Raw genomic sequence first — 20,012 nt, 5'->3', positions numbered from 1 at the left:
ACCACATTCGCGAACAGTAATGTTATTATTGCCCGCTTACGTCGTCTGCATGGTACAGAAGACCCTTCAATAAACAGAGAAGAAACGCACTGTGATGTTGTCAAAATTTAAGCGTAATAAACATCAACAACACCTTGCCCAACTCCCTAAGCTTTCTCAGTCAGTTGATGATATCGAGTTCTTTTACGCTCCTGCGGATTTTCGGCAAGCGTTACTGGCAAAGATAGCCCACGCCACCCAGCGTATTTGTATTGTTGCGCTCTATCTGGAGCAGGATGATGGCGGCAAAGGAATTCTGCAGGCACTTTACGATGCCAAGCGTCAGCGTCCGGAGCTAGATGTTCGCGTTCTGGTTGACTGGCATCGCGCCCAGCGTGGACGTATTGGCGCAGCGGCAGCGAACACGAATGCCGACTGGTACTGCCGCATGGCGCAGGAAAACCCCGGCGTCGATGTCCCGGTTTATGGCGTGCCGGTCAATACCCGGGAAGCCCTCGGCGTGCTGCACTTCAAAGGTTTTATTATCGATGATTGCGTCCTGTACAGCGGCGCAAGCCTGAACGATGTCTATCTGCATCAGCATGATAAGTATCGTTACGACCGCTATCAGTGTATTCGCAATGGCAAAATGGCCGATGTGATGTTCGATTGGGTCGAACACAATCTGGTTGAAGGCCGCGGCGTAAACCGTCTCGACAGCGCCGATCGCCCGAAAAGCCCGGAAATCAAAAACGATATCCGCCAGTACCGCCAGGAACTGCGTGACAGCGGCTATCATTTCTCTGGCAATGCGGATGACGATCGGCTGTCGGTCACGCCGCTGGTCGGCCTGGGCAAATCGAGCCTGCTGAATAAAACCATCTTCCACCTGATGCCCTGCGCTGAGCGTAAGCTGACGATTTGTACGCCCTATTTCAACCTTCCGGCTCTTCTGGTGCGTAACATCATTCAGCTACTGCGTAGCGGGAAGCAGGTAGAGATTATCGTTGGCGATAAAACAGCGAATGACTTCTATATTCCTGAAGATCAGCCGTTTAAGATTATCGGCGCACTCCCCTATCTGTATGAAATCAACCTCCGCCGCTTCCTCAGCCGACTGCAGTATTATGTTAATACTGACCAGTTGATTGTTCGTCTGTGGAAAGATGACGACAACAGCTATCACCTTAAGGGAATGTGGGTTGATGATGAGTGGATGCTGCTCACCGGTAATAACCTCAATCCGCGCGCCTGGCGCCTGGATCTGGAAAATGCGATTCTGATTCACGATCCGCAGCATCAGCTCGGCGCGATGCGTGAAAAAGAGCTGCATCTGATTCGTCAGCACACGACGGTCGTTAAACACTATCGCGATCTGCAAAGCATTGCGGATTACCCGGTCAAGGTACGCAAACTGATTCGCCGCCTGAGACGCATCCGTATCGACCGCTTGATCAGCCGTATTCTCTGAATATCTGCCCCGTATCGCCGGGGCTTTTTTCTGGAATGTGTATGCGCACTTTTATCATTATGACCCCGTTGCTGCTCACCGGCTGTAGCCATATGGCACATGATTCATGGAGCGGTCAGGATAAGGCCCAGCATTTTCTGGCCTCGGCAATGCTCTCGGCGGCCGGTAACGAATATGCCCAGCATCAGGGCTACAGTCGCGATCGAAGCGCGGCCATTGGCCTGATGTTTTCCGTCAGTCTGGGGGCTTCGAAAGAACTCTGGGACAGCCGTCCGGCAGGAAGCGGCTGGAGCTGGAAGGATTTCGCGTGGGATGTGGCCGGCGCCACGACGGGTTATGCCGTGTGGCAGCTGGCGCACCAGTAGACCTAAAGTCGTAATCCCTTGCCCTTACGATGCAGCATCAGAGAGACCAGAAACGCAATCGCGCTCATCACGGTAACGTACCAGTAAAAGACATGCTCAACGCCGACCGATTTTAGCGACAGGGCGACATATTCAGCCGAGCCGCCAAACAGAGCATTTGCCACCGCATACGACAGGCCAACGCCCAGGGCGCGTACCTGAGCCGGGAACATCTCCGCCTTCAGAATACCGCTGATCGAGGTATAGAAACTCACGATCATCAACGCGCAGATAACCAATCCAAATGCGGCGTAGGGTGAGGTTACGCCCTGCAGCGCACTCAGGATCGGCACGGTAAAGAGCGTCGCTAATGAGCCAAAACAGAGCATTGATGTCCGGCGACCTATTTTGTCCGATAGCGCGCCAAATAACGGTTGGGCCAGCATATAGACAAACAGTGCCGCAGTCATAATCACACTGGCTGTACCGGCGCTCATGCCCGCCGTATTGACCAGGTATTTCTGCATATAGGTCGTGAAGGTATAAAAGCTTAACGACCCGGCGGCGGTGAAACCCAGGACCATCAGAAATGCTTTCCGATTGCGCCATAACCCCTTGAACGAGCCGGCTTCTTTTAATGCCCGCGTCTCCTGCTTAGATGTTTCATCCAGCTGGCGACGTAGCCACAGGGCCACTACAGCAAGTACCGCCCCAAGCGCAAACGGTATCCGCCATCCCCAGGCGTGCAGCTGCTCATCGCTAAGAATTTGCTGTAGGGCCACCACCACAAGCACCGCCAGAAGCTGACCACCGATGAGCGTCACGTACTGGAATGATGCGTAGAAGCCTTTCTTGCCTTCTACGGCAACCTCACTCATATAGGTTGCACTGGTACCGTACTCCCCCCCGACGGATATCCCCTGAAACAGGCGCGCCAGAAGTAATAATGCCGGCGCCCATGTGCCAATCGTTGCATAGCCGGGCAGACAGGCAATCACCAGCGAGCCCATGCACATCATGCATACGGAAATGAGCATAGAGGCTTTACGTCCGCGGCGATCGGCAATACGACCAAACAGCCAGCCGCCAATCGGGCGCATCAGGAACCCGGCGGCAAAAACCCCGGCAGTTTGTAGTAACTGAGTGGTGGTGTTTCCGGAAGGGAAAAAGATATGTGCAAAATAGAGAGAGCAGAATGAATAGACATAAAAATCAAACCATTCAACCAGATTCCCCGAAGATGCGCCTACAATCGCCCATATGCGGCGGCGGGTATCGCTTTGCTCCAGCGTTCCCCGTTCATTAATACTGCTTTCTGCCATTGTCATCCTGCTCCAGCAAAGACTGCAATCTGTCTTATCGGGCGTGCCACGTCACTGAGACAAATCAATTAGTAAACCAAATGTTATATAATTGTTATTTATTTATATGTGATTAAACTCACATTTTTTTTCGTCGCGTGGTTTTCGGGATTAACGCTAAAGCCTGAACGGGGATAAAGTGAAATATGGTGATGAGGGGGCTACGGCAGGCTTTTATGTTGTCTGAACAAACAGATAGATTGCTGCTTAGCAGTCCGAACGCTTTGTATCGGGACAAAAACGCAAAAAGCCCGTCCGTGAGGACGGGCTTCTGACTGATTTGATGCCTGGCCGTTGTATGCCCGGCAGCACGCCGTGCTGTGCAACATTGTTCCCGACTGAGTATCGTATCATCCGGATACTCACCCCTGCGGAGCCGCCGTTAGCGGCGTTCAACATTGTTCCCGACAATTTTGTCCTGCCCCGGTGAGCGTTTCCCGGCAAACAGCAGGCAAACAAAAAAACCCCATGCTTTCGCATGAGGTTTCTTCGCGTGTTTGATGCCTGGCCGTTTATGGCGGGCTTTCCTGCCCGCCACCCTTCGGGCCGTTGCTTCGCAACGTTCAAATCCGCTTCCGGCGAATTTGTCCTGCTCAAAGAGTCACTCTCCGACAAACAACAGATAAAACAAAAGGCCCAGTCTTTCGACTGAGCCTTTTGTTCTATTTGATGCCTGGCAGTTCCCTACTCTCACATGGGGAGACCCCACACTACCATCGGCGCTACGGCGTTTCACTTCTGAGTTCGGCATGGGGTCAGGTGGGACCACCGCGCTATCGCCGCCAGGCAAATTCTGTTTCACCCCGCATTTCTGCGTGATGATTTAATCTGTAATCAAGCTGAACATTTCGTCTCTTCGCCAAAACAGCTTCGGCGTTGTAAGGTTAAGCCTCACGGTTCATTAGTATCGGTTAGCTCAACGTATCGCTACGCTTACACACCCGACCTATCAACGTCGTCGTCTTCAACGTTCCTTCAGGACCCTTAAAGGGTCAGGGAGAACTCATCTCGGGGCAAGTTTCGTGCTTAGATGCTTTCAGCACTTATCTTTTCCGCATTTAGCTACCGGGCAATGCCATTGGCATGACAACCCGAACACCAGTGATGCGTCCACTCCGGTCCTCTCGTACTAGGAGCAGCCCCCTCAATTCTCCAGCGCCCACGGCAGATAGGGACCGAACTGTCTCACGACGTTCTAAACCCAGCTCGCGTACCACTTTAAATGGCGAACAGCCATACCCTTGGGACCTACTTCAGCCCCAGGATGTGATGAGCCGACATCGAGGTGCCAAACACCGCCGTCGATATGAACTCTTGGGCGGTATCAGCCTGTTATCCCCGGAGTACCTTTTATCCGTTGAGCGATGGCCCTTCCATTCAGAACCACCGGATCACTATGACCTGCTTTCGCACCTGCTCGCGCCGTCACGCTCGCAGTCAAGCTAGCTTATGCCATTGCACTAACCTCCTGATGTCCGACCAGGATTAGCTAACCTTCGTGCTCCTCCGTTACTCTTTGGGAGGAGACCGCCCCAGTCAAACTACCCACCAGACACTGTCCGCAACCCGGTTCACGGGTCTACGTTAGAACATCAAACATTAAAGGGTGGTATTTCAAGGTTGGCTCCACGCAGACTGGCGTCCACGCTTCAAAGCCTCCCACCTATCCTACACATCAAGGCTCAATGTTCAGTGTCAAGCTATAGTAAAGGTTCACGGGGTCTTTCCGTCTTGCCGCGGGTACACTGCATCTTCACAGCGAGTTCAATTTCACTGAGTCTCGGGTGGAGACAGCCTGGCCATCATTACGCCATTCGTGCAGGTCGGAACTTACCCGACAAGGAATTTCGCTACCTTAGGACCGTTATAGTTACGGCCGCCGTTTACCGGGGCTTCGATCAAGAGCTTCTCCTTACGGATAACCCCATCAATTAACCTTCCGGCACCGGGCAGGCGTCACACCGTATACGTCCACTTTCGTGTTTGCACAGTGCTGTGTTTTTAATAAACAGTTGCAGCCAGCTGGTATCTTCGACTGATTTCAGCTCCACGAGCAAGTCGCTTCACCTACCATCAGCGTGCCTTCTCCCGAAGTTACGGCACCATTTTGCCTAGTTCCTTCACCCGAGTTCTCTCAAGCGCCTTGGTATTCTCTACCTGACCACCTGTGTCGGTTTGGGGTACGATTCGTTGTTACCTGATGCTTAGAGGCTTTTCCTGGAAGCAGGGCATTTGTTACTTCAGCACCGTAGTGCCTCGTCATCACACCTCAGCGTTAAAAGAAGTCCGGATTTACCTAAACTTCCCGCCTACATGCTTAAACCGGGACAACCGTCGCCCGGCTAACATAGCCTTCTCCGTCCCCCTTCGCAGTAACACCGAGTACAGGAATATTAACCTGTTTCCCATCGACTACGCCTTTCGGCCTCGCCTTAGGGGTCGACTCACCCTGCCCCGATTAACGTTGGACAGGAACCCTTGGTCTTCCGGCGAGCGGGCTTTTCACCCGCTTTATCGTTACTTATGTCAGCATTCGCACTTCTGATACCTCCAGCAACCCTCACAGGCCACCTTCAACGGCTTACAGAACGCTCCCCTACCCAACAACACATAGTGTCGCTGCCGCAGCTTCGGTGCATGGTTTAGCCCCGTTACATCTTCCGCGCAGGCCGACTCGACCAGTGAGCTATTACGCTTTCTTTAAATGATGGCTGCTTCTAAGCCAACATCCTGGCTGTCTGTGCCTTCCCACATCGTTTCCCACTTAACCATGACTTTGGGACCTTAGCTGGCGGTCTGGGTTGTTTCCCTCTTCACGACGGACGTTAGCACCCGCCGTGTGTCTCCCGTGATAACATTCTTCGGTATTCGTAGTTTGCATCGGGTTGGTAAGTCGGGATGACCCCCTAGCCGAAACAGTGCTCTACCCCCGAAGATGAGTTCACGAGGCGCTACCTAAATAGCTTTCGGGGAGAACCAGCTATCTCCCGGTTTGATTGGCCTTTCACCCCCAGCCACAAGTCATCCGCTAATTTTTCAACATTAGTCGGTTCGGTCCTCCAGTTAGTGTTACCCAACCTTCAACCTGCCCATGGCTAGATCACCGGGTTTCGGGTCTATACCCTGCAACTTAACGCCCAGTTAAGACTCGGTTTCCCTGCGGCTCCCCTATACGGTTAACCTTGCTACAGAATATAAGTCGCTGACCCATTATACAAAAGGTACGCAGTCACCTAACAAGTAGGCTCCCACTGCTTGTACGTACACGGTTTCAGGTTCTTTTTCACTCCCCTCGCCGGGGTTCTTTTCGCCTTTCCCTCACGGTACTGGTTCACTATCGGTCAGTCAGGAGTATTTAGCCTTGGAGGATGGTCCCCCCATATTCAGACAGGATACCACGTGTCCCGCCCTACTCTTCGAGTTCACAACGTGTGCATTTTAGTGTACGGGGCTATCACCCTGTACCGCCGGACTTTCCAGACCGTTCCACTAACACACGCGCTGATTCAGACTCTGGGCTCCTCCCCGTTCGCTCGCCGCTACTGGGGGAATCTCGGTTGATTTCTTTTCCTCGGGGTACTTAGATGTTTCAGTTCCCCGGTTCGCTTCGTTAAGCTATGTATTCACTTAACGATAGTGTGACGAATCACACTGGGTTTCCCCATTCGGAAATCGCCGGTTATAACGGTTCATATCACCTTACCGACGCTTATCGCAGATTAGCACGTCCTTCATCGCCTCTGACTGCCAGGGCATCCACCGTGTACGCTTAGTCGCTTAACCTCACAACCCGAAACTGTTTCGTAAAACAGTCCACGTTGCGAAAATTTGAGAGACTCGAACACACCGCTTTTCCTCTCTTATTACGGAGAAAGGAAACAGTGTGTCGTTTCAATTTTCAGCTTGATCCAGATTTTTAAAGAGCAAATATCTCAAACGTGATTCCTGAGAATCAGTTTTGAGATATGGAGGTCGGCGACTTTCACTCACGAACCAGCAAGTGGCGTCCCCTAGGGGATTCGAACCCCTGTTACCGCCGTGAAAGGGCGGTGTCCTGGGCCTCTAGACGAAGGGGACACTGAAGTCTCAATCGCAAGACGCCTTGCTATTTACTTTTCATCAGACAATCTGTGTGAGCACTACAAAGGCAGGTTCTTTCAGGTAAGGAGGTGATCCAACCGCAGGTTCCCCTACGGTTACCTTGTTACGACTTCACCCCAGTCATGAATCACAAAGTGGTAAGCGCCCTCCCGAAGGTTAAGCTACCTACTTCTTTTGCAACCCACTCCCATGGTGTGACGGGCGGTGTGTACAAGGCCCGGGAACGTATTCACCGTAGCATTCTGATCTACGATTACTAGCGATTCCGACTTCATGGAGTCGAGTTGCAGACTCCAATCCGGACTACGACATACTTTATGAGGTCCGCTTGCTCTCGCGAGGTCGCTTCTCTTTGTATATGCCATTGTAGCACGTGTGTAGCCCTACTCGTAAGGGCCATGATGACTTGACGTCATCCCCACCTTCCTCCAGTTTATCACTGGCAGTCTCCTTTGAGTTCCCGACCGAATCGCTGGCAACAAAGGATAAGGGTTGCGCTCGTTGCGGGACTTAACCCAACATTTCACAACACGAGCTGACGACAGCCATGCAGCACCTGTCTCAGAGTTCCCGAAGGCACCAAAGCATCTCTGCTAAGTTCTCTGGATGTCAAGAGTAGGTAAGGTTCTTCGCGTTGCATCGAATTAAACCACATGCTCCACCGCTTGTGCGGGCCCCCGTCAATTCATTTGAGTTTTAACCTTGCGGCCGTACTCCCCAGGCGGTCGACTTAACGCGTTAGCTCCGGAAGCCACTCCTCAAGGGAACAACCTCCAAGTCGACATCGTTTACAGCGTGGACTACCAGGGTATCTAATCCTGTTTGCTCCCCACGCTTTCGCACCTGAGCGTCAGTCTTTGTCCAGGGGGCCGCCTTCGCCACCGGTATTCCTCCAGATCTCTACGCATTTCACCGCTACACCTGGAATTCTACCCCCTCTACAAGACTCAAGCCTGCCAGTTTCAAATGCAGTTCCCAGGTTGAGCCCGGGGATTTCACATCTGACTTAACAGACCGCCTGCGTGCGCTTTACGCCCAGTAATTCCGATTAACGCTTGCACCCTCCGTATTACCGCGGCTGCTGGCACGGAGTTAGCCGGTGCTTCTTCTGCGAGTAACGTCAATCGCCAAGGTTATTAACCTTAACGCCTTCCTCCTCGCTGAAAGTACTTTACAACCCGAAGGCCTTCTTCATACACGCGGCATGGCTGCATCAGGCTTGCGCCCATTGTGCAATATTCCCCACTGCTGCCTCCCGTAGGAGTCTGGACCGTGTCTCAGTTCCAGTGTGGCTGGTCATCCTCTCAGACCAGCTAGGGATCGTCGCCTAGGTGAGCCATTACCCCACCTACTAGCTAATCCCATCTGGGCACATCTGATGGCATGAGGCCCGAAGGTCCCCCACTTTGGTCTTGCGACGTTATGCGGTATTAGCTACCGTTTCCAGTAGTTATCCCCCTCCATCAGGCAGTTTCCCAGACATTACTCACCCGTCCGCCGCTCGTCACCCGAGAGCAAGCTCTCTGTGCTACCGCTCGACTTGCATGTGTTAGGCCTGCCGCCAGCGTTCAATCTGAGCCATGATCAAACTCTTCAATTTAAGTTTGATGCTCGTGAATTAAACTTCGTAATGAATTACGTGTTCACTCAGAGACTTGGTATTCATTTTTCGTCCGAGGACGTTAAGAATCCATGTCACTTTGAGTGCCCACACAGATTGTCTGATAAATTGTTAAAGAGCAGTGCGACGGCGCTGAGCGCTCTGTCGCGAGGTCCCGTATAATACGTTTTCCTCATTCAGAGTCAAGCATTTATTTTTGCTTTTCTCTGCCGGCGTTCATCGCTGAACCCCGCTAACCCGGCGGCCTGTAAGCCGTTGTTCCGTGTCAGTGGAGGCGCATTATAGGGGGTAATTCTGATGTGGCAAGTCTAAATTCAAATAAATGTTCCGTTCGCTCACTTATTAAACAATACCGCATCCGGACTTTAATTCTTGCCTGGTTTTTAAACAAAAACGAGCCCAGAGGGCCCGTTTTTGTCGTTTTGTGATTTACTGCACTGCCACTATATGGTCATCTTTCACCACCAGCTGAACTTCTTTACCGGGGATCAGCTCGCCGGAAAGAATTTGCTGTGCCAGCGGGTTTTCGATCTGCTGCTGGATAGCGCGTTTTAACGGACGAGCGCCATACACCGGATCATAACCATTCGCACTCAGCAACTTCAGCGCCTCATCGGACATGTGAACTTCGTAGCCACGTTCTTCCAGACGTTTGTACAGACGCTGCAGCTGAATCTGAGCAATAGAAGCAATGTGTTTTTCACCAAGCGGGTGGAAGACCACGACTTCATCGATACGGTTGATGAATTCCGGGCGGAAGTTTTGACTGACCACACCCAGAATCAGATCTTTCATATGACTGTAATCCAGCTCGCCGAAACGCTCCTGAATCAGATCTGAACCAAGGTTAGAGGTCATAATCACAACCGTATTACGGAAATCGACCGTTCTCCCCTGCCCATCGGTCAGACGACCGTCATCCAGCACCTGCAACAGGATGTTAAACACATCCGGATGAGCCTTTTCTACTTCATCCAGCAGGATGACAGAGTAAGGACGACGACGTACCGCTTCCGTCAGGTACCCGCCCTCTTCATAACCGACATATCCCGGAGGCGCACCGACCAGACGCGATACGGAGTGTTTCTCCATAAACTCAGACATATCGATACGCACCATGGCATCATCGCTATCAAACATAAAGTTCGCCAGCGTTTTGCACAGCTCCGTTTTACCGACACCGGTTGGTCCAAGGAACAGGAACGACCCGATTGGACGGTTAGGATCGGACAGCCCGGCCCGGCTACGACGGATCGCATTGGATACGGCTTCAACCGCTTCGTTCTGACCAATCACCCGGCTATGCAGTTCCTGCTCCATACGCAGCAGTTTTTCACGCTCGCCTTCCATCATTCGCGCGACCGGAATACCGGTCCAGCGCGCCAGCACTTCCGCAATTTCCGCATCCGTCACTTTATTACGCAACAGACGCATCGTTTTACCTTCAGACTGCGTAGCCGCTGCCAGCTGTTTTTCCAGCTCCGGGATTTTGCCGTACTGTAACTCGGACATCCGCGCGAGATCGCCGACGCGACGCGCCTGCTCAATCGCAATTTTAGCCTGCTCCAGTTCGGCTTTAATTGTCTGCGTACCGGAAAGAGAGGCTTTCTCCGCCTTCCACTCTTCTTCTAATACGGAATACTGACGTTCTTTATCTGCCAGCTCTTCATTCAACATATCCAGACGTTTCAGACTGGCCTCATCGGCTTCTTTCTTCAGCGCCTGCTGTTCCAGCTTGAGCTGAATAATACGTCTGTCGAGTCGGTCGAGCTCCTCCGGCTTCGAGTCAATCTGCATACGAATGCTGGATGCCGCTTCATCGATCAGGTCGATAGCTTTATCCGGCAGCTGCCGGTCAGCAATATAACGATGCGACAAGGTTGCCGCTGCGACGATCGCCGGGTCAGTGATCTGTACATGGTGGTGCAGCTCATAACGCTCTTTCAGACCACGCAGGATCGCGATGGTATCTTCAACGCTTGGCTCAGCCACAAACACTTTCTGGAAACGACGCTCCAGCGCAGCATCTTTTTCAATATACTGACGATACTCATCGAGCGTCGTTGCGCCGACGCAGTGCAACTCTCCGCGCGCCAAAGCAGGTTTGAGCATATTACCGGCATCCATCGCGCCGTCCGCTTTCCCCGCCCCGACCATGGTGTGCAGCTCGTCAATAAACAGAATGACGTTGCCTTCCTGTTTCGCCAGATCGTTCAGCACCCCTTTCAGGCGCTCTTCGAACTCGCCGCGATATTTCGCCCCGGCCACCAGCGCCCCCATATCCAGCGCCAGTACCCGGCGACCTTTCAGCCCTTCCGGTACTTCACCGTTGACGATACGCTGTGCCAGTCCTTCAACAATGGCGGTTTTACCGACGCCAGGCTCACCAATCAGCACCGGGTTATTTTTAGTCCGCCGCTGCAGAACCTGGATCGTACGACGAATCTCTTCGTCACGACCAATGACCGGATCCAGTTTGCCTTGTTCTGCCCGTTCGGTCAGATCGACCGTAAATTTCTTCAATGCCTGACGTTGGTCTTCGGCACCCTGATCGTTCACGCTTTCACCTCCGCGCATTTGTTCAATCGCCTGAGTCACGTTGGCGGTTGTTGCTCCGGCGGATTTTAAAAGGTCGGTCAGCGTACCGCGTGATTCAAGCGCCGCCAGAACGAAGAGTTCCGACGAAATAAAATTGTCCTTCCTCTTTTGCGCCAGCTTGTCGCAAAGGTTCAGAATACGCACCAAATCCTGGGACGGCTGTACGTCACCACCGGTGCCTTCCACCTGTGGTAAACGGCTCAGCGCCTGAGTAATACTGGTGCTTAACTCTCCGGCGTTAATGCCCGCAGAAGTTAATAAAGGACGTACCGATCCCCCTTCCTGATTCAGCAAGGCGCTCATTAAATGAAGAGGTTCGATGAATTGGTTGTCGTGCCCGAGTGCAAGCGACTGGGCATCGGCAAGAGCAAGCTGGAATTTATTGGTAAGACGATCCAGACGCATAACTCCTCCCATAACAGGTCAAATTTGCTACTGGAGATTAAATGAGGTCATCCCTCAATTATTCAAGGTTAAAGACCTGAACTATGCGAAAAATAAGTTTGCCTTCTGGACCGTCTTGATTCGCCAGGTTATCTCAACCAGATAAAACTCGCCATACGACCCGTCATCTTATCGCGACGATAAGAGAAAAAATCATCCTTTTCGCTTAGCGTACAGCGATCGCCACCGAAGATCTGCGTCACGCCGATATTGGCTAAGCGCTGACGAGCCAGCCGATAGATATCAGCAAAATATTTTTCGCCGACGGGGCGGAAAGCGTCTTCCGCTTTCCCGTCCTTGATTATAAACGCATCCCGCACTTCCGGACCGACTTCAAAAGCCTCGGGACCGATCGCCGGGCCAAGCCAGGCCAGAATGTTTTCCGGCTTATCGGCGAAACATGCGACCGTAGCTTCCAGCACACCGTCGCATAATCCGCGCCAGCCGGCATGAGCGGCGGCAACTTCCGTCCCTGCGCGATTACAAAAAAGAACCGGCAGGCAGTCCGCCGTCATCACCGCACACACCGTGCCCGGTGTATTGCAGTATGACGCATCCGCCCGTTTTGACTCATATGGCCCGCCGTCCAGCGTGAGCACCGCGGTACCATGAACCTGCTCCAGCCAGACCGGAAAGGACGGTAGCCCGCCTGCGGCAAACATCCGCCGACGGTTTTCTTCCACGTGCTGCAGATTGTCTCCGCAATGGGCGCCCAGATTGAGCGAATCGTACGGAGGCAGACTGACGCCGCCAATACGCGTGGAGCTACAGGCCGCCACGCCTTCCGGCACAGGCCATTGCGGTACAATCAGTTTAGTCATAGCCAGTCAATATCGTCCTTGTGATCTTCATAATCTGCACGCATTGCCTCAATCAGCTCAACCATATCCTGAGGAATCGGCGCATGCCATTCCATCTCGATGCCGCTGATCGGGTGGTACAGACGTAACATCGTCGCGTGCAGTGCCTGACGATCAAACTTGCGCAGGGCGGTGATAAACGCTTCCGATGCACCTTTCGGCGGACGCGGACGGCCGCCGTAGACCTGATCGCCCACCAGCGGATGGGTGATGTGAGCCATATGCACACGAATCTGGTGAGTACGGCCGGTTTCCAGACGCAGACGCAGACGCGTGTGAATACGGAAGTGCTCCATAATACGGTAATGCGTTACCGCCGGTTTCCCCATCGGGTGCACCGCCATATGCGTGCGTTTCGTCGGGTGACGGCTGATAGGTTCTTCTACCGTCCCGCCCGATGTCATGTGACCAATTGCCACCGCCTCATACTCACGGGTGATTTCACGCAGCTGCAGCGACTCCACCAGACGCGTTTGCGCCGGGATGGTTTTCGCTACGACCATCAGACCGGTCGTATCTTTATCCAGACGGTGAACAATACCCGCGCGCGGTACGTCGGCAATCGGCGGATAATAGTGCAGCAGCGCATTCAGCACAGTACCGTCGGGATTGCCCGCGCCCGGGTGAACAACCAGATCGCGCGGTTTATTGATCACGAGGATGTCATCATCTTCGTAGACGATATTGAGCGGAATATCCTGCGGCTCGAAGCGCACGTCTTCTTCGATTTCAACATCGATGGAGACGCTCTCTCCCCCTAAAACTTTTTCTTTCGGCTTGTCGCTGACAGCGCCGTTTACCAGCACTCGCTGGTCGAGGATCCATTCTTTTATGCGCGAACGCGAATAATCCGGGAACATTTCGGCCAAAGCCTGATCTAAGCGTTGACCGAGTTGATTTTCGGACACCGTTGCGGTGAGTTGTACTCGTTGTGCCATATACAGCTTCTTCGTTTAACGTTGGGTTTTACGGCTTTGCCGTTTAATATAGTGTGCTATTGTAGCTGGTCTTAATCGGGAGCAGGAACAGAGATTCTCCCGCATAAACATTTTGAGGAAGTCAAAACGTCATGACGCGCATGAAATACCTGGTGGCAGCGGCCACACTGAGCCTGGCTTTGGTGGGTTGCTCCGGCTCAAAGGAAGAGGTGCCTGATAATCCGCCGAATGAAATCTACGCGACCGCCCAGCAAAAGCTGCAGGACGGTAACTGGAAACAGGCAATAACGCAACTGGAAGCGTTGGATAACCGCTACCCGTTCGGTCCTTATTCCCAACAGGTACAGCTGGACCTGATTTATGCGTATTACAAAAATGCCGATCTGCCGCTGGCTCAGGCAGCCATCGACCGCTTCGTTCGTCTGAACCCTACGCATCCTAACATTGATTACGTCATTTATATGCGTGGTCTGACAAATATGGCGTTGGATGACAGTGCGCTGCAAGGATTCTTCGGGGTCGATCGCTCCGACCGCGACCCACAGCACGCTCGCGATGCCTTCAACGACTTCTCCAAACTGGTACGCGGCTACCCGAACAGCCAGTATGCGACCGACGCCTACAAACGTATGGTGTTCCTGAAGGATCGCCTGGCGAAGTACGAACTGTCAGTGGTTGATTACTACACCGACCGCGGCGCATGGGTTGCCGTCGTGAACCGTGTCGATGGTATGCTGCGCAGCTACCCGGATACCCAGGCGACTCGCGATGCGCTACCGAAAATGGAAAACGCCTACCGCCAGATGCAAATGAACGCTCAGGCAGACAAGGTGGCGAAAATTATCGCCGCTAACGGTAAAAACACCTGATCGTTTTCAGATAAGCAAAACGGCAGCTATGAGCTGCCGTTTTTTATTGCTCAGGCGCCAGAGCTGAAGCGTTTTAGCGCCGAGTCATCCTATCAAATATGACTCCCTTTCCCCTTTCCGACAAGAAAAATCTCACCTGTTCCTGCCCTGCCTCACAAAATGAATTCGTTGACAAAAAGTGACATTAAAATGTGATACAGATCACACATCTTGACATTGGGAGAGGTATGCTGGGTTCACCAAGACGGGAAAGACAAGAGGTAAAATTTATGACAATGAACATTACCAGTAAACAAATGGAAATTACTCCGGCAATTCGCCAGCATGTCGCAGACCGTCTCGCCAAATTGGATAAATGGCAAACCCACTTAATCAACCCGCACATCATTCTCTCTAAGGAGCCGCAGGGTTTTGTCGCTGATGCAACCATTAATACGCCAAACGGGCATCTGGTCGCCAGCGGAAGAAGCGAAGATATGTACGTCGCAATCAACGAATTGATCAACAAGCTGGAACGGCAGCTGAATAAAGTGCAACACAAAGGGGAAGCCCGCCGCGCCGCAACATCGGTGAAAGAGGCAGGCTTTGTGGAAGAAGAAGAGTAATCCTTAACTTAATATTGTGTAACGCCACGCGCCTTCGGGCGCGTTTTTTATTGACAGGATGAAAACAGTACGGGTACTGTAATCTCAACTGAGCCAAGGAATTCATCGTGAAACGACTAGCGTTCTTCTTCGCATTCTTTTTTACCTTCCCCTGAACGGGAGGCGATTCGTCGTGTGATAAAGAATGCGAAGACGAACAACAAGGCCTCCCAAACGGGAGGCCTTTTTTATTGATAAATCAATAACAAGAAAGGCAACACATATGACCGAGGAAAACCCGTTACTGGCTCTGCGCGATAAGATCAGCGCACTGGATGAAAAACTGCTCGCGCTGCTGGCAGAACGCCGCGGACTGGCTGTAGAGGTCGGTAAAGCGAAGCTGACATCACACCGTCCGGTTCGTGATATCGACCGCGAGCGCGATCTGCTGGAGCGTCTGATAACGCTGGGGAAAAGCCACCATCTGGATGCCCACTACATCACCCGCCTGTTTCAGCTGATTATCGAGGATTCCGTTCTCACCCAGCAAACCCTGCTGCAGCAGCATCTGAATAAAATCAATCCGCATTCAGCGCGCGTGGCTTTCCTGGGACCAAAAGGGTCATATTCGCATCTGGCCGCCCGCCAGTACGCGGCGCGCCATTTCGAACAGTTCATCGAGAGCGGCTGCGCAAAATTTGCCGATATCTTTAACCAGGTGGAAACCGGCCAGGCCGACTACGCGGTCGTTCCTATCGAAAATACCAGCTCCGGTGGCATCAATGATGTCTACGATCTGCTGCAGCATACCAGCCTGTCGATCGTCGGTGAGCTCACGATCCCAATCGATCACTGCGTTCTGGTCTCGGCGTCAACCGATCCGCAGCACATTCAGACCGTATATAGCCACCCGCAGCCGTTCCAGCAGTGCAGCCAGTATCTGAGCCGTTATCCGCACTGGAAAATTGAATACACGGAAAGCACCTCTGCAGCGATGGAAAAAGTGGCTCAGGCAAACTCACCGGGCGTCGCCGCGCTGGGTAGCGAAGCCGGTGGCGCGCTGTACGGCCTGCAGGTTCTTGAACATTGCCAGGCCAATCAGACACAAAACATCACCCGTTTCCTGGTGCTGGCACGTAAAGCGGTGAATGTTTCCGAACAGGTACCGGCAAAAACCACGCTGCTCATGGCAACCGGACAACAGGCCGGTGCGCTGGTTGAAGCGCTGCTGGTGTTGCGCAATCACAACCTGATCATGACCAAGCTGGAATCTCGTCCGATTCACGGCAACCCGTGGGAAGAGATGTTTTATCTGGATATCCAGGCCAACCTGGAATCAATGCCTATGCGTAAGGCACTAAAAGAGCTGGCCGAGATTACCCGTTCCATGAAAGTTCTGGGTTGCTACCCAGGCGAAAACGTCGTGCCGGTCGATCCTATCTAACGCTCTGTAAATACGGGTTTCTTCATCCCTGCCACCGTCACCGGCAGGGTGAAGATAGCGCCGGAAAGCGGATATTGCTGGACTTCGTCGGCAGACATATTTTCGCGCGTGGTCGTGATGTATAACGTGCGCATATCCGCTCCGCCAAAACAGACCATTGTCGGGCAGCGCACCGGTAATCGATGCTCTTCCAGCTGTTCACCGGTCGGTGAAAAACGGGCAACACGCCAGCCATCAAACATTGCGCTCCAGTAGCAACCCTCTTCATCCACGGCCGCCCCGTCTGGAATCCCCTCTCCAGGCTGAAAACGCCGAAAGACTTCGCGTTTACCGGGTTCGCCCTGTTCATCCAGCGGAGTGCGGTAAATAACCGCGTTTGGCGTATCCGAGGTGTACATCCAACGCTTGTCTGCGCTAAAGGCCAGACCGTTGGCGCCATGGATATCGCACTGAATCACCCGCGGAGTGAGATCGTGGTTGATGCGCATCAGCAGCGCGCCGTTATAATCTCCTGGCCCCCAGAATGTACCGGCATAAAAACGCCCGTCGCGATCGGTGCCGCCATCGTTAAAGCGTGCCAGCTGCGGGTTGCTCGGATTATCACAAATTTTGCGTCGCAACAGACCATGGGCATCGGTAAGCCAGATAGCGCTGCGTAGCGCCACAATAAAGCCCCCTTTCTCGCGCAGGGCAAAGCAGCCCACTTCTTCGGGAAACTGCAGAACCTGATGTTCGCCGCTGCGGATGTCGTAACGGTGAATTTCGCACTCCAGAATATCGGCCCAGTAGAGCGCCTGCTCGGCGTCACTCCAGGTCGGACATTCCGGCAGATGTCCTGCGTAATCAAACAGCGGTTGTGGTTCAGCCATCGTTTTCATCCCTATAAAAAAAGCCAGCGGGTTTCCCCTCTGGCTTTGATTATATACGGTTTTCCGTTACTGCCGGTTATCATTCGCCTGACGCAGCAGCGTCCGACTTTCGCTCTGGAAGCGCTGGGCATAATCGCCAAACCAGTGCTCCACTTTGCGGAAGCTGTCGATAAACGCCTGTTTATCCCCCTGCTCCAGCAGGCCAATCGCTTCACCAAAACGCTGGTAGTAGCGTTTAATCAGCGCCAGATTGTTTTCCGATGACATAATAATATCCGCATACAGCTGCGGATCCTGCGCAAACAGGCGGCCAACCATCGCCAGCTCAAGGCGGTAGATCGGGGATGACAACGCCAGCAGCTGTTCGAGGCGAACGTTTTCTTCCGCCAGATGCAGGCCATAGGCAAAGGTCGCAAAGTGACGTAGCGCCTGAATAAAAGCCATATTCTGATCGTGTTCAACGGCGCTGATACGGTGCAGGCGGGCGCCCCAGACCTGAATTTGCTCAAGGAACCACTGATATGCCTCCGGCTGACGACCATCGCAGTAAACCACCACCTGCTTCGCCAGGCTGCCGCTGTCCGGCCCGAACATCGGGTGCAGACCCAGTACCGGACCACGGTGCGCGGCCAGCATCGCCTGCAAAGGTTCCGCTTTCACCGACGCCAGGTCGACCAGGATACAGTCCGCCGGTAACGGCGGCAGCTGACCAATTGTATCGACCGTCGCATGGATAGGCACGCTAACGATGACCATTCCGGCATCAGCAACAATGTCCGCTGCCCGCGCCCAGTCGTCTTTCTCCAGGATACGTACCTGGTAGCCTGAAAGCGTCAGCATTTTCTCAAACAGACGCCCCATCTGCCCACCGCCGCCGACAATCACCACCGGGCGCAGATTCGGACACAGCGTTTTGAAGCCTTTATCATTCTCGCTGGAATATGACTCGCGCATGACGCGACGCAGCACGTCCTCGATAAGATCGGGCGGAACGCCCAGCGCCGACGCCTCTTCCCGTCGGGAAGCCAGCATCGCCGCTTCCCGTTCCGGGACGTAAATCGGCAGCCCATACTGGCTTTTGACCTCTCCGACTTCGGCAACCAGCTCCAGGCGGCGCGCCAGTAGCCCCAGCAGCGCCTTATCGACTTCATCAATTTGATCGCGTAACGCGGTCAGTTCAGCAACCATACTATCCTCTTACCCCAGACGAGCCGCCAGATGACCGCGCAGATCCTGATCCAGTTCGCGCAGCAGGGCATCAGTCGTTTCCCAGCTGATGCAGGCATCGGTGACGGACACGCCGTATTTCATATCACAACGCGGCTGTTCAGAAGACTGATTACCTTCGTGGATATTACTTTCGATCATCAGGCCAATGATGGAACGATTACCATCTTTAATCTGTGCGACGACGGATTCCGCAACCGCAGGCTGGCGGCGGTAGTCTTTATTAGAATTCCCATGGCTGCAATCTACCATCAGTGACGGTTTCAGTCCCGCCTGAGCCATCTCTTTTTCACACTTCTCGACATCTTCCGGGCCGTAGTTAGGGGCTTTACCGCCGCGCAGAATAACGTGGCCGTTCGGATTGCCCTGGGTTTGCAGCAGACAAACCTGGCCGGCCTGGTTAATCCCGACAAAACGGTGCGGCATCGCCGCGGCGCGCATCGCGTTAATTGCCGTCGACAGGCTACCGTCGGTACCGTTTTTAAAGCCAACCGGCATTGACAGACCTGACGCCATTTCACGGTGAGTCTGGGATTCGGTCGTGCGTGCGCCGATAGCAGACCAGCTAAACAGATCGCCGAGGTACTGCGGGCTGTTTGGATCCAGCGCTTCCGTTGCCAGCGGTAACCCCATGTTAACCAGCTCTACCAGCAAGCGACGCGCAATCTTCAGACCGCCTTCAACATCAAACGAGCCATCCATATGCGGATCGTTAATCAACCCTTTCCAGCCCACGGTAGTACGAGGCTTTTCAAAATAGACGCGCATGACCAGGTAGAGGCTATCGCTGACCTCTTCGGCAAGTGCTTTAAAACGATGAGCGTATTCAATTGCCGCCTCTGGATCGTGGATCGAGCAAGGTCCACACACCACCAGCAGACGCGGATCGCGGCCGGCAATAATGTCAGATATGGTCTGACGGGACTGCGCGATTTGCGCTTCTTGTTCGAGGCTCAGCGGGAATTCAGCTTTCAGCTGATCCGGCGTGATCAGAACCTGTTCGTCGGTAATATGTACGTTATTCAGCGCGTCTTTTTGCATGATTGCGATCCTGTGTAGCTCGTTTGCGATAGTTGGTTCCTCGGTGAGGAGTGACGTAACGATACCACACAAAGTAAAGATTTCAATCCATAATCCGTAAATTTTACTTTACACCAGCAAATTAAATGGCCCTTTATTTCGCCATAAGTGTAAACTTATTGGTACGACACCATGTTTACCCCTGCTGACGCTCACCTTTCCCCCACCTTCGTTTACGAATAATCCTGGTCAGAATTATCTCAAAGCAAAGTGGGCGGTTAA

14 protein-coding genes, 1 tRNA gene, 3 rRNA genes and 1 other annotated feature are annotated in these 20,012 nt (G+C 53.2%); of the genes, 7 read left to right on the top strand and 11 right to left on the bottom strand.

Annotated features, from left to right (window positions below; genetic code table 11):
* The first annotated feature begins 94 nt into the window (after nucleotides 1–94).
* On the top strand, nucleotides 95–1,450 hold the full coding sequence (gene pssA, locus OQV00_RS06165) for a CDP-diacylglycerol--serine O-phosphatidyltransferase (protein ID WP_032718074.1): 1,356 nt from the start codon (nucleotides 95–97) through the stop codon (nucleotides 1,448–1,450).
* A gap of 41 nt (nucleotides 1,451–1,491) precedes the next feature.
* Nucleotides 1,492–1,815, top strand: a complete 324-nt coding sequence (locus OQV00_RS06160; protein ID WP_004866495.1) for a YfiM family lipoprotein — start codon at nucleotides 1,492–1,494, stop codon at nucleotides 1,813–1,815.
* Between the two features lie 2 nt (nucleotides 1,816–1,817).
* On the opposite strand, the gene OQV00_RS06155 is transcribed toward OQV00_RS06160, so the two are convergent.
* A complete protein-coding gene (locus OQV00_RS06155; protein ID WP_004866498.1) occupies nucleotides 1,818–3,116 on the bottom strand; it encodes an MFS transporter in 1,299 nt (432 codons plus the stop codon).
* Between the two features lie 532 nt (nucleotides 3,117–3,648).
* Here OQV00_RS06155 and OQV00_RS06150 point away from each other — a divergent pair.
* Nucleotides 3,649–3,807 carry a hypothetical protein gene (locus OQV00_RS06150; protein ID WP_266280017.1) on the top strand — a complete coding sequence of 53 codons (159 nt, stop codon included), beginning with the start codon at nucleotides 3,649–3,651 and terminating at the stop codon, nucleotides 3,805–3,807.
* Between the two features lie 19 nt (nucleotides 3,808–3,826).
* Here OQV00_RS06150 and rrf read toward each other — a convergent pair.
* The 7 genes from rrf to rluD all read right to left on the bottom strand — a co-directional run bounded on the left by rrf (nucleotide 3,827) and on the right by rluD (nucleotide 13,717).
* Nucleotides 3,827–3,942, bottom strand: a 5S ribosomal RNA gene (gene rrf, locus OQV00_RS06145).
* 93 nt (nucleotides 3,943–4,035) lie between these two features.
* Nucleotides 4,036–6,938: ribosomal RNA gene (locus tag OQV00_RS06140) — 23S ribosomal RNA — on the bottom strand.
* A gap of 218 nt (nucleotides 6,939–7,156) precedes the next feature.
* Nucleotides 7,157–7,232: transfer RNA gene (locus OQV00_RS06135), tRNA-Glu, on the bottom strand.
* Between the two features lie 85 nt (nucleotides 7,233–7,317).
* A 16S ribosomal RNA gene (locus tag OQV00_RS06130) occupies nucleotides 7,318–8,856 on the bottom strand.
* Together the 16S, 23S and 5S rRNA genes with 1 tRNA gene alongside form the textbook arrangement of a ribosomal RNA operon.
* Before the next feature lie 450 nt (nucleotides 8,857–9,306).
* On the bottom strand, nucleotides 9,307–11,880 hold the full coding sequence (gene clpB, locus OQV00_RS06125) for an ATP-dependent chaperone ClpB (RefSeq protein ID WP_015585933.1): 2,574 nt from the start codon (nucleotides 11,878–11,880) through the stop codon (nucleotides 9,307–9,309).
* 128 nt (nucleotides 11,881–12,008) lie between these two features.
* Nucleotides 12,009–12,740 (bottom strand): purine nucleoside phosphorylase YfiH, encoded by a 732-nt coding sequence (gene yfiH, locus OQV00_RS06120; RefSeq protein WP_088402229.1) that lies wholly within the window; start codon nucleotides 12,738–12,740, stop codon nucleotides 12,009–12,011.
* On the bottom strand, nucleotides 12,737–13,717 hold the full coding sequence (rluD, locus tag OQV00_RS06115) for a 23S rRNA pseudouridine(1911/1915/1917) synthase RluD (RefSeq protein WP_004866507.1): 981 nt from the start codon (nucleotides 13,715–13,717) through the stop codon (nucleotides 12,737–12,739). The genes yfiH and rluD overlap by 4 nt, the downstream gene beginning before the upstream one ends.
* A 131-nt stretch (nucleotides 13,718–13,848) precedes the next feature.
* Between rluD and bamD the strand changes: the two genes are divergently transcribed.
* The 4 genes from bamD (at nucleotide 13,849) to pheA (ending at nucleotide 16,614) form a co-directional block, all read left to right on the top strand.
* Complete coding sequence (gene bamD, locus OQV00_RS06110) at nucleotides 13,849–14,586, top strand: outer membrane protein assembly factor BamD (protein ID WP_004866513.1); 738 nt, start codon at nucleotides 13,849–13,851, stop codon at nucleotides 14,584–14,586.
* A gap of 269 nt (nucleotides 14,587–14,855) precedes the next feature.
* On the top strand, nucleotides 14,856–15,191 hold the full coding sequence (gene raiA / locus OQV00_RS06105; RefSeq protein WP_004866516.1) for a ribosome-associated translation inhibitor RaiA: 336 nt from the start codon (nucleotides 14,856–14,858) through the stop codon (nucleotides 15,189–15,191).
* Between the two features lie 106 nt (nucleotides 15,192–15,297).
* Nucleotides 15,298–15,422 (top strand) — a sequence feature (Phe leader region).
* Nucleotides 15,299–15,346 carry a pheA operon leader peptide PheL gene (pheL, locus tag OQV00_RS06100; RefSeq protein WP_193312497.1) on the top strand — a complete coding sequence of 16 codons (48 nt, stop codon included), beginning with the start codon at nucleotides 15,299–15,301 and terminating at the stop codon, nucleotides 15,344–15,346. It overlaps the preceding feature by 48 nt.
* Nucleotides 15,423–15,453: 31 nt before the next feature.
* Nucleotides 15,454–16,614, top strand: a complete 1,161-nt coding sequence (gene pheA, locus OQV00_RS06095; protein ID WP_266280014.1) for a bifunctional chorismate mutase/prephenate dehydratase — start codon at nucleotides 15,454–15,456, stop codon at nucleotides 16,612–16,614.
* Here pheA and OQV00_RS06090 read toward each other — a convergent pair.
* From OQV00_RS06090 to aroF, 3 genes are all read right to left on the bottom strand, one after another.
* Complete coding sequence (locus OQV00_RS06090; RefSeq protein ID WP_004866520.1) at nucleotides 16,611–17,483, bottom strand: SMP-30/gluconolactonase/LRE family protein; 873 nt, start codon at nucleotides 17,481–17,483, stop codon at nucleotides 16,611–16,613. The two genes, pheA and OQV00_RS06090, sit on opposite strands and share 4 nt — an antisense overlap.
* A gap of 66 nt (nucleotides 17,484–17,549) precedes the next feature.
* Entirely contained in the window at nucleotides 17,550–18,671 is a 1,122-nt protein-coding gene (gene tyrA / locus OQV00_RS06085; RefSeq protein ID WP_004866523.1) for a bifunctional chorismate mutase/prephenate dehydrogenase, read from the bottom strand.
* 9 nt (nucleotides 18,672–18,680) lie between these two features.
* Complete coding sequence (aroF, locus tag OQV00_RS06080) at nucleotides 18,681–19,751, bottom strand: 3-deoxy-7-phosphoheptulonate synthase AroF (RefSeq protein ID WP_004866527.1); 1,071 nt, start codon at nucleotides 19,749–19,751, stop codon at nucleotides 18,681–18,683.
* Between the last annotated feature and the right edge of the window lie 261 nt (nucleotides 19,752–20,012).

The organism is Klebsiella sp. DY2415 (assembly GCF_026314315.1).
Taxonomy (GTDB): Bacteria; Pseudomonadota; Gammaproteobacteria; order Enterobacterales; family Enterobacteriaceae; genus Klebsiella; species Klebsiella ornithinolytica.
The sequence above is the reverse complement of the archived record's forward strand: the minus strand, read 5'-3'. Positions and strand labels throughout refer to the sequence as shown.